The 16761-nt window shown below is 63.4% G+C and carries 11 protein-coding genes; 3 read left to right on the forward strand and 8 right to left on the reverse strand.

Annotated features, from left to right (window positions below; translation table 11 throughout):
- Window positions 1-2: 2 nt before the first annotated feature.
- The 5 genes from ACWBU6_RS00435 to ssb all read right to left on the reverse strand — a co-directional run bounded on the left by ACWBU6_RS00435 (window position 3) and on the right by ssb (window position 8784).
- Window positions 3-3485, reverse strand: coding sequence for a DUF4132 domain-containing protein (locus ACWBU6_RS00435; protein ID WP_452646930.1), 3483 nt, complete (start codon window positions 3483-3485; stop codon window positions 3-5).
- Between the two features lie 4 nt (window positions 3486-3489).
- Window positions 3490-7308, reverse strand: coding sequence for a DUF4132 domain-containing protein (locus ACWBU6_RS00440; protein WP_452646931.1), 3819 nt, complete (start codon window positions 7306-7308; stop codon window positions 3490-3492).
- 255 nt (window positions 7309-7563) lie between these two features.
- Window positions 7564-7989, reverse strand: a complete 426-nt coding sequence (locus ACWBU6_RS00445; RefSeq protein WP_452646932.1) for a hypothetical protein — start codon at window positions 7987-7989, stop codon at window positions 7564-7566.
- Complete coding sequence (locus tag ACWBU6_RS00450) at window positions 7979-8254, reverse strand: hypothetical protein (protein ID WP_452646933.1); 276 nt, start codon at window positions 8252-8254, stop codon at window positions 7979-7981. Before ACWBU6_RS00450 ends, ACWBU6_RS00445 begins: the two co-directional genes overlap by 11 nt.
- A gap of 35 nt (window positions 8255-8289) precedes the next feature.
- Entirely contained in the window at window positions 8290-8784 is a 495-nt protein-coding gene (gene ssb / locus ACWBU6_RS00455; RefSeq protein WP_452646934.1) for a single-stranded DNA-binding protein, read from the reverse strand.
- 128 nt (window positions 8785-8912) lie between these two features.
- On the opposite strand from ssb, the gene uvrA reads away from it, so the two are divergent.
- Together uvrA and ACWBU6_RS00465 are read left to right on the forward strand one after the other, a co-directional pair.
- Window positions 8913-11765, forward strand: a complete 2853-nt coding sequence (uvrA, locus tag ACWBU6_RS00460) for an excinuclease ABC subunit UvrA (protein ID WP_452646935.1) — start codon at window positions 8913-8915, stop codon at window positions 11763-11765.
- The gene (locus tag ACWBU6_RS00465; protein ID WP_452646936.1) at window positions 11765-12232 is read left to right on the forward strand and encodes a YbaK/EbsC family protein; all 468 of its coding nucleotides are present in this window, start codon (window positions 11765-11767) and stop codon (window positions 12230-12232) included. Before uvrA ends, ACWBU6_RS00465 begins: the two co-directional genes overlap by 1 nt.
- Window positions 12233-12241: 9 nt before the next feature.
- On the opposite strand, the gene ACWBU6_RS00470 is transcribed toward ACWBU6_RS00465, so the two are convergent.
- The 3 genes from ACWBU6_RS00470 to ACWBU6_RS00480 form a co-directional block, all read right to left on the reverse strand.
- Window positions 12242-12982: a PA3715 family protein gene (locus ACWBU6_RS00470; RefSeq protein WP_452646937.1), complete on the reverse strand. Its 741-nt coding sequence runs from the start codon at window positions 12980-12982 to the stop codon at window positions 12242-12244.
- A gap of 55 nt (window positions 12983-13037) precedes the next feature.
- The gene (locus ACWBU6_RS00475) at window positions 13038-13643 is read right to left on the reverse strand and encodes a DsbA family protein (protein WP_452646938.1); all 606 of its coding nucleotides are present in this window, start codon (window positions 13641-13643) and stop codon (window positions 13038-13040) included.
- 202 nt (window positions 13644-13845) lie between these two features.
- Window positions 13846-14463: a TetR/AcrR family transcriptional regulator gene (locus ACWBU6_RS00480; protein ID WP_452646939.1), complete on the reverse strand. Its 618-nt coding sequence runs from the start codon at window positions 14461-14463 to the stop codon at window positions 13846-13848.
- 120 nt (window positions 14464-14583) lie between these two features.
- Here ACWBU6_RS00480 and ACWBU6_RS00485 point away from each other — a divergent pair, with 120 nt between their 5' ends.
- Window positions 14584-16758 (forward strand): kelch repeat-containing protein, encoded by a 2175-nt coding sequence (locus ACWBU6_RS00485; RefSeq protein ID WP_452646940.1) that lies wholly within the window; start codon window positions 14584-14586, stop codon window positions 16756-16758.
- The last annotated feature ends 3 nt before the right edge of the window (window positions 16759-16761 follow it).

The following is a 16761-nucleotide window of genomic DNA, read 5'->3' on the forward strand; positions in this document are numbered from 1 at the left end:
GTTTATGCCCGTAAGGATTCGATGTCGCGTATCAGCTCACTGATCGTGACGGGGTCCAGTCGCGCTGGCAGCACAACAGAACCGAGCGCTTGTTCCGGGTACTCGTCGACCAGGCCGACGATGATTCCGGGCTCAAACGTGAGCTGGATCTCTTTTCCCCCCGCCACAGGCTTGGAGAAGTAGACCACCATGCCGCCATCCAGCGCCGGACCACGCCGCCACCCCTTGTTGGCCAGGCCCAGCACCCGGCCGGTGGGAACGACTGCGCCTTTCCAGCGTTCGAGGACCGCCGCGGACTGTTCTTCGGCGCACAGCGTATAGGTGTCGCGCCCGAGCTGAACGAACGGTTGCAGCAGTTCGTAATCGGCAAACAGCTGGCCGAATTCCACGGCGTCTTTCGCCGGCAGTTCGAGTGGATGCGGCAGGCCCACCCGGATCTCGCCTTCCGGCAGCAACAGGTCATCATCATTCCACCCCGTGAAGCGGCCCTCTGCGCTCACCCGGAAGCAGGCCAGCAAGCGCTCGCCATCGCCCGCATCGTCGGCCGCCGCGTAGACGCCCCAGACCAGGCGCTGCACCAGGTGCCGCAGCAACGGATGCCCGGCAAGGAACTGGCGGAACTGCGGGAGTTGCCAGCGCCGGCGGTTGCACATTGCCCACTCCAGGCGCATGAGCTGCTGGCTGGCGACGGTGCGGGCATCCTTCTTGAGCAGCTTGTAACGTTCCAGCGCGGACTGGGCCTGCGCTGCATCGTCGTTCTTCTTCGGCTTGGGTAGATCGGAAAGGCGCGCGCCCTCACTGTCTCGCACAAACGGCTTCAGCGCTTCATCGAAACCAACGAGGAACCGGCGCGGCCCGAAGTCCAGTACCATGGTGCCGTCCTGGTCCAAGCCCAGGTCCGGCGCCAACCGGTCTTCCAGTTCCTCGGTCGTCAGGCCGCGCATCTCGGCGATGCAGTCGATCTTTTCAGCCGCCTTGTCTTGCAGCGGCTTGTTTTTCGCCTTCTGTGCAATGCCGTTCAACAGCATCATCGCAACATCGGTGCCGATATTGGCCAGCACGTCAAGCGCGGAGACGGCACGCGCATGCAGGCCCTCGCTCGGCCAGCTGCGGATGTAGGGCGTGAGCTTGCGCGCCGTGCTGTCCGTGCCCAGCCAACCGAGTGCCGACATGGCCCAGGCCTCCTTCGAAGGGCCGCCGGCGTTCAGCCAGGCCATGAAACAATCCCAGGCAAAGTCCGCCAGCGGTTCCGGCGCACAGGCTTGCTTGAGCTGCGTGATGCCCGCATACACGCCATCGGCGGTAGGGAACATCAGCATGGTGCCGATGTGGTCCACCACCTCGCCCGGCAACGCCCGGCCGTCCTTGAGCACTGGCCGGCACCATCCCTCCGTCGCCCAGAAAGCCGGGAGAGCGGGTACCTTGGCCGGCAAACGCGTCAGTGGATCCTCGTCAAGCATTGCGCGCACTGCTTCGGCAACCACTGGGTCTTCGTAGCGTGCCGCGACGTCGAGGATCAGCGCTTCGTGCCCATGGGTACGCAGGATGCGCAAGGCGGCCAGCGCGCAAGTCCGGTCTTCGCCCGCCTTGCCGATCGCAGGCGCGATCAGGCCGCAAAGCGCATGCTCGGGGAAGCGCAACAGCCAGCGGCGGGCGTCGGACTGCACGGACTTCAGTTTGCTCGCTGCGCGCGCCACCGGCAGCGCCAGCCCCACGGAACCAAAACAGCGGGCCAGCGGAACCAGGTCAACCGGGCTGCGTCGTATCATGACCTCGAAGCCGGGCAGCGCCGCCAAGCCGAACTTGACCAGCAAGCCGGAGACGCATTCCGCCTCCACGTCGCCCGCCAGGGCATTCCAGGCTTCGATGCCCATCCCGCGCGGCAACAGCGTCAGCATGTGCGGGTCGATGTCGCGCCCTTTGCCGCCCGGCCGATACAGGTTCCAGGCCGCGACCAGGGCCTTGGCATCGCCAGCCGCGATGGCCTGGTGCGCCAGTTGACGCGCTTCGGTATCCGATGGCGAATTTTCCCGGTCCAGACCGAGCGTGCCGACAAACGCCAGCGGATCCTTGAGCGCACGGTCGTAGTATGGCTCGCGCCAATAGTTCACGCGCCGCCACACTTCGAGGTCGATGCCGTCCCAGCGCTCGACCGGCGCCAGGGGCAAAGGCTGCACGGCCAGCGCAGGCGCGGATTTCTTGCGTGGCTTCAGCCACGGCGGATCGGCCAGGACGCCCGGTAAGTCTTGCGCCGCGGCCTCGGGTGCCGGCGCTTCGCTTCGCTCATGCAGGCGAAGCAGCACCTCGCGCGCGGCAGGGCCGACCCAAGGCAGGACCTGGGACATGTGCCCGCTGTTGGCGCGCACCAGCTTCGCCAGTTCCGCCTGCAGCATGTCGCCGTCCTTGCCGCGCCGCCCGCCCAGTTCGGCGAGGGCTGCGATGCCTGCCAACGGCCATTGCTTCAGCGCAGCCGACAGGTATTTGAGGGCTGTCTTGCGTTCCGCGATCCACCACATCATGTAGTCGGTCATGCCGGCACGCGACGGTGTGGCGCAGTAGACTTCCGCCAGCAGCCTGATGGCCTCCGGCGTGCCAAGCTGGCTCAGGGCGTCCGTCGCCGCGGCGCTGCGCGCGATCAGCTTCAGGACCGGCACCGCTTCCACGCGGCGTTCAAGCAAGGCGGTAGCGGCCAGCATGTCGCTTGCTGACCAACGCCCGTCCTCGGCCAGGTCCTCATCGAGCAAGCCATACAGTTCGGAATCGCTGGCAGTCAGCAACAGCACCGGCAAAGTCGAAGATGCGTGTCCTTTGGCGAGTTCGCGCACCAGCCGGTTGGACACTTCCGGCCGTTCCGGCAATTGCGCGGCGAGGCCGGCCCGGCGCATGGCGGGAACGCCCGGGATCGCGCGTTCGATCTTATCCGCACAGGCCTGCCAGACTGCTTCCGGCGCACACGAAAGCTGGCGCCGCATGGCTACTTCGGCGGGGGAAAGGGGATGGGAATCGCCAAGTTCCCCGGTGACGTTGCGCGTGACGCTGGCTTGCCAGTACCCATACTCGTCCTGTACCAGGTTCACTTGCAGGTTCTGCATTTCGATGAAGGCGTCGACGCAGTACTCCAGGCCTTTGTGCCTGGCGATGACATCGACCATCCGTCCGCCGAGCGGCACCTCGTTGCGCTCCAATACGCCATCGGCCGTTTTGTTCGCCAGCGCCAGCAGGATCGCATGCGACAGCGGCGAACCTTCAACGGCTCCGCAGAGCGCATGCATCCAGGCATCCGAAAAGTCCGGGCGCAGGTCGGCATCCGTGGCGCTGAGCCCAGGCTTTTCGACCTGGCCAAGACGCGTCAGCGTGGCCACGTCGTCCACTTCGGGCACCGGTTTGGGGAAGCGGCGCGACGGCAGGGCCGCCGCCGCCAATCCTTCGGAAATCGAAAGGGGTTCGCCTTGCGCCAACCAGGGTGGTGTAGTCAGGTTCGTCATTGCCTTACGCCCGCAGGGATTCCAGGTCGCGAATCAGTTCGCTGGTGGCGATTGGGTCAAGGGTAGACAGGCTTTCCGCCGAACGGATCCCGCCCCAGGCTGCCGGCGAACCCACCGTGATCACTTGCAGCGTTTGCTCCGGATATTCATCGACCAGGCCGACGATGATGCCCGGATCGAGCGTCAGCTCGATCACCTTGGTGCCGGAGAGCGGCTTCTGGAAATACCAGATGCCGCCGCCGTCCTGCGCCTGGCCGCGCCGCCAGCCCTTGTTCACAAGTCCCAGCACCCGGCCGGTAGGCACCACGGCGCCTTTCCAGCGTTCCAGCCTGGTCCCGGATTGCTCGTCGGCGCCTAGCGTGTAGGTGTCGCGGCCCAGTTGGGCAAACGGTTGCAGTAACTCGTAGTCCGCGAACAGTTGGCCGAACTGCGCAGCGGCTCCCTGCAGCAGCTCGAGCGCGTGCGGCAGGCCGACGCGGATGTCCGCACCTTCCGGGATCGTGAAGACATCATCCTCGCCCGTGGTGAAGCTGCCATCTTCCGACACGCGGAAGCAACTGATCAAATTGCCGTCTTGCACGGCATAGGCACCCCACACCAAGCGCTGCACCAGGTGGCGCACCAGCGGATGCTCGACCAGGAATTGGCGGAAGTGTTCAGGCAGCCAGCGGCGCCGGCTGCACATGGCCCATTCCAGCCGCAGTACCTGCTGGCTGGCGATGGTGCGCGCATCCTTCTTGAGCAGCTTGAAGCGCTCCACCGCGGCCGGCGCCAGCGTCTCATCGTCGGTCTTCTTCGGCTTGGGCAGGTCAGGCAGGCGCCTGCCTTCGCTGTCTCGCACATAAGGCTTCAGCGCTTCGTCGAAGCCAACGCGGAATTGGCGCGGGCCGAAGTCCAGCAGCACGCTGCCGTTGTCGTCCAGCCCGAGGTCGGGTGCCAGGCGGTCTTCCAGTTCCTCGGTGGTCAGTTCACGCGTCTCGGCGATCTTGTCGATCTTTTCGCGCGCCTTGTCCTGCAGTCCTTTGAACTTTACTTTCTGCGCGATACCGTTCAGCAGCATCAGCGCCACGTCGGTGCCGATGTCGGCAAGCACGTCCAGAGCGCTGACGGCGCGCGCGTGCGCCGACTCACCCGGCCAGGTGCGGATGTAGGGCGTGAGCTTGCGCGCCGTATCGTCCGTTCCCAGGAAGCCCAGCGCTGTCATGGCCCAGCCTTCCTTGGAATTGCCGCCCGCACCCAGCCAGGCAGTAAAACAATCCCAGCCGAAGCTGGCGAGGGACTCGGGGGTGCAAGCCTCCTTCAGCTGCGTGATACCGGGATACAGGCCGTCCACGGTCGGGAACATCAGCATGGTGCCGATGTGGTCCAGCGCATCGCCGGGCAGCGCCATGCCGGCACTGGCGCCGCCGGTTTCGTTCAGCACTGGGCGGCGCCAGCTTTGCGGCGCCCAGAAGTCGGGCAGTTTGGGCAGCTTGGCCGGCACCACTTCCAGCGGATCCTCATCAAGCAGCGCACGTACCGCCGTGGTAACGGCCGCATCCCCATAGCGCGCGGCTACGTCGAGCACCAGGGCTTCATGGCCGTGTGCGCGCAGGAGGAACAATGCCGACCGTGCACATGCCTGTTCTTCGCCAGCCTTGCCCAAGGCTGGCGCGATCAGTGCGCAAGCTGCATGCTCCGGGAAGCGCAGCAGCCAGTGGCGCGCCTCATGCTGGACTTTCTTGAGCTTCACCGCGGCGCGCGCCGCCACTTCCGCCAGTTGCACCGAGCCATAGCATTTGGCCAGCGCCAGCACTTCGCTGGGGCGGCGTGTTGCCATGGCCTCGAAACCCGGCAGCGCCGGCAATCCGTACTTGGCGACGAAATAGGCAACACCGGCGCCCTCCACCTCCACTTCCCCGGCCAGCGCATTCCAGGTTTCGATTCCCATTTCTCCCGGAAGGAGCGAAAGAATCTCCAGCGAAATGGTGCGCCAATTGCCAACCTGCCAGTATTGGCGGCAAGCCGCAGCCAGGCCCTTTGCATCGGCGTTCTCGATTGCCTGCACTGCAAGCCTGCGCGCCTCGACGTCCGCCTGCGAAGTATTCCAGCGTAAGCCAAGCTCGGTAGCCAGCGCATCCGCGCTCTTGGCTGCGCGGCTCAACGGTCCCTGATACCAGCTCTCCCCCGCAGCCCACGCCTCGCGGTCGACGCCATCCCATCGCTCGACCGGAGCAAGCGGCAAGGCCTGCAGCGCCAAGGCCGCTGCCGCCTTCCTGCGCGGCCGCAGCCACGGCGGATTTGCCAGCACGCTTGGCAGGTCGGCATGGGCCGCCGCCTCGACCGGCGTGCTGGCCTGGTCGCACAGGCGCTGCAGGAGCTCCCGGGCAGCCGAGCTGACCCACGGCAGGATGCGTGGAATGTGCTCGGCATTTTCATGGACCAGTTTCGTGAGCGCCGGCCGCGTCATTTCGCCCACTTTGCCGCGCAGTTCTCCCAGTTCGGCCAGGCCGGCAATGCCTGCCAGCGGCCACTGTTTGAGCGCGGCCAGCAAACGGGTGGCCGCCGTTTTGAAGTTGATTCCGTACCAGTTGACGGAGTCCGTTTTCAAGGTCGCTGCCTCGACAAGGACCTTGATGGCTTCGGGGGTACCGATCTGCGTCAGAGCCTCGTTGGAAAGGTCATCAAGCGGGATTTCTTTCAGGATGGCGCAAGCATCGATGCCGCGCTCCTGCAGCGCGGTTGCGGCAAGCATTGGCGCGACACGGTGCGTGCTCAGCTTGGCCGGCAATTCCGGATCGTTAGCGGACAGCAGCAGCACTTCCACCGTAGCTTGCGTCACGCGCAAATCGAGTTCGCGCGCCAGCCGGTTGGCCACCTCGGGCCGTTCGGGCAGTTGCGCAGACAACGCAGCCTGTCGTACGGCAGGCATGGTCGCGATTGCGTTCTCGATCTTGTCAGCGCACAGGCGCCATATGGCTTCAGGAGCTGCCGACAGTTGCCGGCGCATGGCCACTTCAACTGGCGAGAGCAGGTAGTAGCCGCCCAGGTCTTCAGTGACGTTGCGGGTAATGATAATCCTTGCCTTATGCCCGATCCCTCCCGAAATGAGCTGCATCCGCTGCATCTCGATGAAGGCATCGACGCAATGTTCCAGTCCCTTCAGCTTGGCGATGGCATCGAGGACCCGTTCCCCGATCGGCGCCTCGTTGCTGCCCTGGAAGTCAATCGATGGATCGCTGGCCATGGACAGCAAAATGGCATCCGACAGCAGCGAACCTTCCGTTCTTTGTGAATGCACGCGCTCCCATGCTTCCTCCAACGCGGGACGCAGCTCGACATCGCTTGCATCGGCGTTCGGTGCCCCGCATGCACTCAGATGGCGGAATACCGCCTGCACGTCGACCTCGGGAATCGGTTTCGGGAATCGGCGCGAAGCCAAGGCTGCCAATGCAATTTTCCTGGGGAGCGCCACCGGCGCGCCGTGCGCCAGCCAGGGAGGCGTAGTTGCCGGGTCGGCGGCGATCTCCGATGGCGCTGCCGGCGGCGTCTCGGCTACCGGAGTAGGCGTTTCCGTCTTGGGCTTGGGTTCCACCGCCGGCTTGGCAGCGGATCTTCCGATCGAGGCGGTGGGCGCCGCCCCTACTTCGACATAGCCCTTGCCAGTCTTCTCGGCAATGAGCTTGTCCATCGCCGCCGTACATTTGGCATCGTCCGCATAGGACTTGGTCTGGCTCTGGCCCTGGGTGCCGATCTTGCCCCAGCGTACGTTCAGATCAGAGCCTTCTTGCTCAACTTCCCAGAATTTGTTCGAGCTGCTGTCAGCGAATTCAAAACGGCGCATCGGAGTTCCATTACTCAAAAGAAATATTATCTTTTTAACTTTATCATAGGGGCAATAGACTGGTAAGCCCGTTTCAGCAGCCCCCTGCTACTGCTTTCAGTCAGGTCCTTATTCTTGGGCAATTCAGGCACCAGTTGCCTGAATCCGGCGCGCTTCAGTTCCATGGATAGCTCAGCAAGGAATTCATCAAGCGTATGTGGAATCGCCGCGTCGCCTACGAAAACCCTGGCCAACGGCGCCTCCCTGCTAAAGTAGTCAGATCATTCCGCCACCCTGGGAATCCTTGGCAACCCGGGCACTCCAGCCCGGATGCTGGCGAATAGTCGTATCCAGCAGCCAGTCGAACCGTTCCAGCGGTGTACCGGCATGGCGGCATTCATCCTGCAACGTTTGCCATGGCGGAGCCGTCAACGGCGTTCTCGCGGAAGAGCAATATGAGATCGAAGATGTCCTTGAAGCGCGGCCGCACCAGGCACTGATGTATTTCCACGCGAGCTGCAGCTCCAGCGGACATACCAGCGGGACAGTGAAGGGAGAGCCGAACTGGGGACGATAGTCGAGTTGGTGCGGCGACGACACCAGTTTCAGACCGAAGCTGACGTCCATGCAGCTGATCCGGCACTCTTCGTCGCCGACCCAGGCCAGGATGTCCGTATTTACGGTCGGGAAGTCATCGTCCATCGACCTGGTAACCGGACTGGGATAGATCGTTGGGTAGCGTTTGCGCAAATCGGAGGACTTCATCGAGTTCGCCCGGACTTCCAATGGTCAACATCGGCTGCAGCGGAGTGTGGCCGCGCGCGAGCTCGATCACCATTGCCTTTCCGCCCAATGAAGTGACGCACTGCTCAAATGCATCCCAGGCCGAGGTGGCAATGGCGGCGACGGTAAGGTGAATTTCGTACATGAACAAAATGGCAAAGAAAAACCCTGACAGCCAAGGCATGTCAGGGTTCCGAATACGCCAGCTAAGTAGCTGAATCAGAAGGGAATATCGTCATCCATATCCGAGAAGTTCGGCGCCGGGCGCGGTGCCGGGCGTGGTGCCGGCGCCGGAGCAGCCTGTGGGCGTGGAGCTGGACGTGCCGGAGGCGCGTCGTAGCCCATGTCGTCGCCGCCACCCATGCCGCCGCCGGAATCGCCACGGCCGCCCAGCATCTGCATGTTTTCAGCAATGATGTCGGTAGCGTACTTCTCGATACCGTCTTTGTCGGTATATTTACGGGTTTGCAGGCGGCCTTCCACGTAAACGGAAGAGCCCTTTTTCAGGTACTGGCCCACGATCTCGGCCAGGCGGCCGAAGAAGGAGATGCGGTGCCATTCGGTCAGTTCTTTTTGCTCGCCGGTATTGCGGTCCTTGCTGCGGTACGAAGTCGCAACTGCAATGTTGGCGATTGCATCACCGCTTGGCATGTAACGGATTTCCGGGTCACGGCCCAGGTTGCCGACGATGATGACTTTGTTAACAGATGCCATGTGTAACTCCCACGGTGAAATTTTGCTAAACGGCGATTATATTTTCTTTTCGCGGCTGCGAGCAGACAATCTTGATCACTGGTATTATATACAGTATTTGCCCTCACTGAGACTGATCTAGCTCAAACATGGAAGAAATCCGCATCCGCGGTGCGCGCACGCACAACCTGAAAAACATCAACCTCGACCTGCCACGCAATAAGCTGATCGTGATCACCGGCCTGTCCGGCTCCGGCAAGTCGTCGCTGGCGTTCGACACCCTGTACGCCGAAGGCCAGCGCCGCTACGTCGAGTCGCTGTCGGCCTACGCGCGCCAGTTCCTGCAACTGATGGAAAAGCCGGATGTGGACATGATCGAAGGCCTGTCGCCGGCGATTTCCATCGAACAGAAGGCCACCTCGCACAACCCGCGTTCCACCGTGGGCACCGTGACCGAGATCCACGACTACCTGCGTCTGCTGTACGCCCGCGTCGGTACCCCCTACTGCATCAACCACCCGGACCATGCGCTGGCCGCGCAGTCGGTGTCGCAGATGGTGGATGCCGTGCTGGCCATGCCCGAAGGCACCAAGCTGATGATCATGGCCCCGGTGGTGGCCAACCGCAAGGGCGAACACGCCGACCTGTTCGAAGCCATGCAGGCGCAGGGCTTCGTGCGCTTCCGCGTGCAGAGCGGCACCCACGACGCCAAGATCTATGAAGTGGACGACCTGCCGAAGCTGAAGAAAACCGAGAAGCACACCATCGACGTGGTCATCGACCGCGTGAAGGTGAATGCCGAGATCAAGCAGCGCCTGGCCGAATCCTTCGAGACTGCGCTGCGCCTGGCCGACGGCCGCGCCGTGGCTTATGAGATGGATACCGGCGCCGAGCATGTGTACTCGAACAAGTTCGCCTGCACCACCTGCGGCTACTCGCTGCAGGAACTGGAGCCGCGCCTTTTCTCATTCAACAACCCGATGGGCGCCTGCCCGGAGTGCGATGGCCTGGGCCATATCGAATTCTTCGACCCGCGCCGCATCGTCGCCTTCCCTAATCTGTCGCTGGCTTCCGGCGCGGTGAAGGGCTGGGACCGCCGCAACCAGTTCTATTACTCGATGCTGGCCGCGCTGGGAGCTTACTACGATTTCGACCTCGACACTCCGTTCGAACAACTGCCAGCGAAGGCGCAGGACGTGGTGCTGCACGGTTCCGGCAAGACGGCCATTCCGTTCACCTACATGAATGAGCGCGGCAAGGCCGTGGTGAAGGAGCACACTTTTGAAGGCATCGTCAACAACCTGCAGCGCCGCTACCGCGAAACCGACTCGATGGCCGTGAAGGAAGAACTGGCGAAGTTCATCAACGAGAAGAAGTGCCCGAGCTGCGAGGGCGCGCGCCTGCGCGTGGAAGCGCGCCACGTGAAGATCGGCACCGGCAAGCAGGAACGCGCGATCTACCAGATCGCCGAGAAGCCGCTGCGCGATACCCTGTCCTTCTTCGAGCAGCTCAAACTGAAGGGCGCCAAGAAGGACATCGCCGACCGTGTGATCAAGGAAATCGTGTCGCGCCTGACCTTCCTGAACAACGTGGGCCTGGACTACCTGTCGCTGGACCGCAGCGCCGACACCCTGTCCGGCGGCGAAGCCCAGCGTATCCGCCTCGCTTCGCAGATCGGCTCCGGCCTGACGGGTGTGATGTACGTGCTGGACGAGCCGTCCATCGGCCTGCACCAGCGCGACAACGACCGCCTGATCGACACCCTGAAGCACCTGCGCGACATCGGCAACTCGGTGCTGGTGGTGGAGCACGATGAAGATGCCATCCGCACTGCCGACTACGTGGTCGACATGGGCAAGGGCGCCGGCGTGCATGGCGGCGATGTGATCGCTGCCGGACCGCTGAAGGACATCCTGAAATCGAAGGAATCGCTGACCGCCCAGTACCTGAGCGGCAAGCTGAAGATCGACGTGCCGAAGAAGCGCGTCAAGTCCGACCCGGCACGCCAACTCACCGTGACCGGCGCCACCGGCAACAACCTGAAGAAGGTCAACCTGTCGCTGCCGGTGGGCTTGCTGACCTGCGTGACCGGCGTTTCCGGTTCCGGCAAATCGACCCTGGTCAATGACACCTTGTACCCGGCCCTGTCGCGCCACCTGTTCGGCTCCCAGACCGAACCGGCGCCGCACGAATCGATCAGCGGCCTGGAACACTTCGACAAGGTGATCTCGGTCGACCAGGCGCCGATCGGCCGCACCCCGCGTTCCAACCCGGCTACCTACACTGGCCTGTTCACGCCGATCCGCGACCTGTTCGCTACCGTGCCAGTCGCGAAAGAGCGCGGCTATTCAGCCGGCCGCTTCTCCTTCAACGTGAAGGGCGGCCGCTGCGAAGCCTGCCAGGGCGACGGCGTGATCAAGGTCGAAATGCACTTCCTGCCGGACGTGTACGTGCCTTGCGACGTCTGCCACGGCAAGCGCTATAACCGCGAAACGCTGGAAGTCCACTACAAGGGCAAGAGCATCACCGAAGTGCTGGACATGACGGTGGAAGACGCGCACGAATTCTTCAAGGCCGTGCCGGTCATTGCGCGCAAGCTGCAAACCCTGCTCGACGTGGGCCTGGGCTACATCAAGCTGGGGCAGAGCGCCACCACCCTGTCGGGCGGCGAGGCGCAGCGCGTCAAGCTGTCGCTGGAACTGTCCAAGCGCGATACCGGCCGTACGCTGTATATCCTGGACGAGCCGACCACCGGCCTGCACTTCCACGATATCGACCTGCTGCTGAAGGTGATCCACCGCCTGCGCGACCACGGCAATACCCTGGTCATCATCGAACACAACCTCGACGTGATCAAGACGGCCGACTGGATCGTCGACCTCGGCCCGGAAGGCGGTGCCGGAGGCGGCCAGATCATCGCCAGCGGCACGCCGGAAGACGTGGCGGCCAACCCGGCCAGCGTGACCGGCAAATACCTCGGCCCACTGCTCAAGAAGAAATAATGAGCCTGCATTCCGTCAAAAGCTTCCTGGCGCAACACGCGCCGGACCTGGAAGTGATCGAACTGGCGGAAAGCACGGCCACCGTGGCCCTGGCTGCGGCTGCGCACGGCGTCGAGCCGGGCCAGATCGCCAAGACGCTTTCCTTGCGCATGAAAGAAGGCATTGTGCTGGTTGTCACGCGCGGCGATGCGCGGCTGGACAACAAGAAGTTCAAGGCCCGTTTCGGCGCAACAGCACGCATGCTGGGCGCGGATGAAGTGGAAGCGCTGACCGGCCACCCTGTCGGCGGCGTCTGCCCCTTCGGGCTGCCGGCGTCGATTCCGGTCTACTGCGATGTTTCATTGCGCGCGTATAAGGAAGTGCTGCCGGCCGGCGGCGCGGTCAATGCCGCCGTGCGCATCTGCCCTGAGCGCATGGCGGCACTCACCGGCGCGCAATGGGTTGATGTCGCTCTGGCGCCCGCCTAGCTGCCTCGCCTACTCCTGCGGCAGGGGATAGCGCTTGCCGTCGTAACGCAGCAACTGGATGGTGGGCTTCACATCCTGCTGGCTGGATTTGCGCGTGATGAGAAGGTCCGCAAATCCCTTGCTGCGCGTGGCAGCAATGCTGATGGTGTACTCGAAACGCTCGATGTCAGGTTCCGGCGCGGGCTCCTCATCGTTTCCTGCCGCCCACTGCATTTCGCCCAGATAGCTCCAGCGCGAAACCGGCATATCGGAAAGGACAGGCCGGATCGCCGAGCCTTCGCGCACGTATAAAGTGCGCATCGGGCCGTAGCCCCCTTCCGCATAACGCGGCGAATGCGTGTTGAAATCGAGGCCGAATGCGCGCAGGCCGGGCTGCAATTGATAGCGTGCCGTATCGATCCGCATGCCGTCGACGTATCGCATGATGGCGTCTTCCCCGGCCGGAGTCCAATAGCTGGCCACTACCCTCTCCCGCGATCGGTCAAGCAGCGCAACCAGCAGCCATTTGCCGTGTTGATTCTCATCATCGTAGACAAAGGCGCCGATGGTATATGGTTCCTTGCCAGGCCATGGTTTGCAGGCGCTGTCAATGGCCGCCCACTCGCTTTCACTGGCCTTGCGCTTTCCGCCCTCCTTCAGGAAAGCAGCAGCCAGTTCAAGCTGCTGTTCGCTGCAGGCCTGGGATTCCGCCAGGGCCGGCAGCGCAATGATGGCCAGTACCGCCGTGCACGCGGCGCGCTTCAGGTTCATGTTTATCCTTGTAACAAAGTGCCTGCAAGGATAGACAATGCGCAGCCGGCTGTCACTAGGCGGCCCGGCGCGCCGCCGCCAGCCAGCGCTCCAGGTGCGGGAAGCGGTCGTAGCCCCAGAACGGCTCGCCGTCCGCCAGTACGAAGGGCACGCCGAACACGCCATTGGCCAGCGCATCCTCATTGCCCTGCTTGAACTGCGCCTTGATTGCCGGGTCTTCCATGCCGGCCAGGAAGGCCGAGCCGTCGATACCCTGGCCCTCGGCGATCCCCAGCAGCACCGCCTTAACCGCGATATCCACGCCATCGGCGTAATAAGCCTGGAAGCAGGTGCGCGCAAACGACACCGCTGCATCGTCGCCATGGTTGGCGCGCACCCACAGCATGGCGCGTCCCGGCGCCATCAGCATCTGCGGGAAGGCGCTCGATGGATTGAAGGGAATCGCCTCCTCCTGCGCCGTACGCTGCATATCGCGCGTCACGTATTTCCATTTGAGGGGCACCACCGGCGAGTGCAGCACGCCTGTCGCCTGGGTCAGCGCCGGCAGCAATACAGGATGCCAGCGCACGGTTGCCCCATTCGCTGCGGCCAGCCATTCGATGCGGCGCGCGGCGAAGTAAGAATAGCCCGAGGCGAAATCGAAGTAGAAGTCGAGGACCATGGCCGCTCCTTAGTAGTTCTCGCCGAAATCGCTATTGTTCTTCGGCAGTCCGCGCAGGATGCCCCAAAAGCTGCTCTGGCTCACGAAGTAGATGCCGACCGGCACCAGCAAAAGTAGGAATCGCATTTTCTCTCTCCAATTTCGCACACCCGTGCGAAGCTTGCTTAAAAAAAGGCCGCAGGCGAACCTGCGGCAACCCAAATCACAAGTCGTTGAAACTCTTGTACGTCGAAATCAGGCGGTTGAAGGCGCGCTGCGCATGGCGCGGCGACTGCTCGTCACGCAGGAAGCGGGCGTCGTGCAACAGGCCCACCACCAGGCTGTAAATCTCGAACACCAGTTGCTCGGGTTCGGTGTCCGGCCGTAGCTGGCCGGCTTCCATCGCCTGCAAGATGGTCTTGCGCAGCGAAGCGCGCCAGGCCAGCGCGCCTTGTGCCAGGCGGTCGCGCACTGCGCTGCCCTGGTAATCGTCAAACTCGAAGGCGCCCGCCGTGTACAGGCAGGAAGTGCGCAGCGCCTCGTCGGCGGCGCGCTGAAACCAGGCCGCCACTTGCGCCTGCAGCCGCGGCAAGCCGCGCGGCAGCGACAGCGACGGCATGAACACTTCCGCCGCGAAGCGGCGGTCGTATTCGTCCAACACCGCGCATTGCAGTTGTTCCAGCGAGCCCACGCGCGAAAACACCCCGCTCTTGCTGATGCCGGTGCGCTTGGCGATCTCGCCCAGCGACAGCTTGCCGATGCCTTCCGCTGCTGCCATTTCCATGGCGGCGTCGAGGATGGTGGCGAAGGTCGCTTCACTTTTTGCGGTCAGGGTGTCCATGGCCAGCACTTTAGCACACCTGTGCGAAATAACAAGCGCAATCTGCTTGGCATTTTGAGTTGACTATTTTGCAAACACGATTAGAGTTGCGGACTGGAAATTTCAACTACTGGAGAAATCATGCAACATCCCCGCCTGCGCCACATTGCCGCAGCCTCGATTCTGGCCTGTGCCAGCATGGCCGTTCAAGCCCAGGTCACGACCGGCGCCATGACTACCCCGCGCATATTCCATCAGGCCAGCACCCTGGCCGATGGCCGGATCCTGGTCACCGGTGGAGCAAGCGGAGCGTCCGCAACCGCGCTTGCGAGTACAGAGCTCTATGATCCATCCACCGGCATCTTCATGCCGATGACCCCGATGCTGGTCGCCAAACGCGAACACGCCACGGTCACGCTGAAGGATGGACGCGTTCTGGCGGCGGGCGGCAAGACCGCCAACAGCACCGTTTCCAGTTTCGCGGAGATCTTCGATCCCGCCACGGGAAAATGGACCGCCACCGCGCAGATGAACACGGCCTACTCGCGCACCATGGCGCGCCTGCTGCCCGACGGCCGCGTCATGGTCGCCGCCGGCGACACAACGGGGCACCATGCCGAGATTTTCGATCCGGCCAAAGGCAGCTTCAGCAAGTCGGGCAATATGGTCGAGACGACCAGCGGTCATGGCCTGGTGGTGCTGGCCGACGGCCGCGTGTTGAAAATGGGTGGCTATACCTGGGACGGCAAGTTCACCCGCAATGCCGAAGTCTGGGATCCCGCCACCAACGAATGGAGCGCCGTGGGACAGATGGCAACGGAACGCCAGGATATCCAGCCGGTGCTGCTGCCCGACGGTAAAGTCCTGGTCGCAGGCGGCCGCAATTCGATGCAGCTCGACACCTCTGAGATCTTCGATCCCGCCACCAATGAATTCAGCCCTGGCACCGTCATGCCGATCGCATTCGCGCCGGACAGCAGTACCGTTCTGGGCAACGGCAATATCGTTTTCACCGACCCGAACGCACGCCATCTGCTGCAATACCAGCCGGCCAGCGGCAACTGGAACATCGCCGGCCCAAAACGTAGCGCTGCGCGTGAAGCCATTGCAACCCGCCTGCCCGACGGCAGCCTGTTGCTGGCGGGCGGCGCAGAGCAGAACGACGCGACCAGCTATGCGGCAGTGCTCGACCAGGCTTGCACCGGGCAGGAACTCACGCTGGAGCTCACCTCCGGAAAGGTACACGCGGACGGCGGTTCGGCCGGCATAGCCGTGCGCGGTGCAACCGGTTGCCGTTTTGAAGCGGCCAACCTGCCAAGCTGGCTGGCGCCGCCTCCGGCAAACACCCTTTACATCACGGAAAAGGGCACGACCGCCGTCGCTCTGACGGCTGGCGCCAATATGAGCGGCACCGAGCGCACCGCTGCCTTCTACCTGGCCAACTGGCGCGTGGAACTGACGCAAGAGGCCTCGACCAGTTGCCCAAGCATGCCATACGTGTCGCCATACAGCATCAAGGTCGGCTATCTGGGCGGTACCGGCACAGCCTATGTAACGGCGCCCGCGACCTGCCACTGGAGCATCGGCAACCTGCCAAGCTTCGCCACCATCACCTCGGCCTCCAGCGGCACGGGTAATGGCGCCTTCACCTGGTCGGTCCCATCCAACAGCCCGAACAGCATGTCGCGCAGCGGCTCCGGCCAGCTCATTGCCCTCGGCCAGTCCAGCAGCTTCACCATTACCCAGGATGGCTCCGCACAGTGCCCGACCGCGCCGGCGATCAGCTTGAGCAGCAGCTCCTTCCCGTCTAGCGGGGGCACGATCACTGTCACCGTCAGCGCCGCTCCAGGCTGCCCTTGGAGCGTCGGCACGCTACCTCCGTTCGTCCGGCTTACCGCAGGCGGCGCAAGCACCGGCAACGGCGTGTTTTCGATCAGCGCCACCGCCAATAGCGGCACATTCCGCGGCGGCAATGGCCAGCTTAACGGACCAGGCTTTTCCACCAGCTTCTACCTGGGGCAGTCGGCAAACCCTTGCGTGAACTGGAGAATCAGCCCGGCTGTCGTGAACGCGCCCGCCGGCGGTGCGACCGGCAGCTTTACCATTACTGCCCCCACAAGCTGCAACTGGCGCCTTGCGGGCTTGCCGGGCTGGCTCACGCTAACCAGCGCCAACAGCGGCAGCGGCAACGGCGCCATCAGCTATTCGATCGCACGAAATATTGGTTCTGCGCGCAGCGCCATGTTCTCCATGATCGGCTCAGGGCCGACTCAGTCCATCAGGGTGAACCAGGAAGGCGTGCCGCCTTCAATCTGATCT

Source organism: Pseudoduganella sp. HUAS MS19 (assembly GCF_053615455.1).

What these genes read in the sequence shown, in the direction of transcription:
- ACWBU6_RS00450 (WP_452646933.1), bottom strand. Translation starts at nt 8,254, where the DNA reads ATGCCTTGGCTGTCAGGGTTTTTCTTTGCCATTTTGTTCATGTACGAA.
- ACWBU6_RS00475 (WP_452646938.1), bottom strand. Translation starts at nt 13,643, where the DNA reads ATGGTCCTCGACTTCTACTTCGATTTCGCCTCGGGCTATTCTTACTTC.
- ACWBU6_RS00440 (WP_452646931.1), bottom strand. Translation starts at nt 7,308, where the DNA reads ATGCGCCGTTTTGAATTCGCTGACAGCAGCTCGAACAAATTCTGGGAA.
- ssb (WP_452646934.1), bottom strand. Translation starts at nt 8,784, where the DNA reads ATGGCATCTGTTAACAAAGTCATCATCGTCGGCAACCTGGGCCGTGAC.
- ACWBU6_RS00485 (WP_452646940.1), top strand. Translation starts at nt 14,584, where the DNA reads ATGCAACATCCCCGCCTGCGCCACATTGCCGCAGCCTCGATTCTGGCC.
- ACWBU6_RS00445 (WP_452646932.1), bottom strand. Translation starts at nt 7,989, where the DNA reads ATGGACGATGACTTCCCGACCGTAAATACGGACATCCTGGCCTGGGTC.
- ACWBU6_RS00480 (WP_452646939.1), bottom strand. Translation starts at nt 14,463, where the DNA reads ATGGACACCCTGACCGCAAAAAGTGAAGCGACCTTCGCCACCATCCTC.
- ACWBU6_RS00465 (WP_452646936.1), top strand. Translation starts at nt 11,765, where the DNA reads ATGAGCCTGCATTCCGTCAAAAGCTTCCTGGCGCAACACGCGCCGGAC.
- ACWBU6_RS00435 (WP_452646930.1), bottom strand. Translation starts at nt 3,485, where the DNA reads ATGACGAACCTGACTACACCACCCTGGTTGGCGCAAGGCGAACCCCTT.
- ACWBU6_RS00470 (WP_452646937.1), bottom strand. Translation starts at nt 12,982, where the DNA reads ATGAACCTGAAGCGCGCCGCGTGCACGGCGGTACTGGCCATCATTGCG.
- uvrA (WP_452646935.1), top strand. Translation starts at nt 8,913, where the DNA reads ATGGAAGAAATCCGCATCCGCGGTGCGCGCACGCACAACCTGAAAAAC.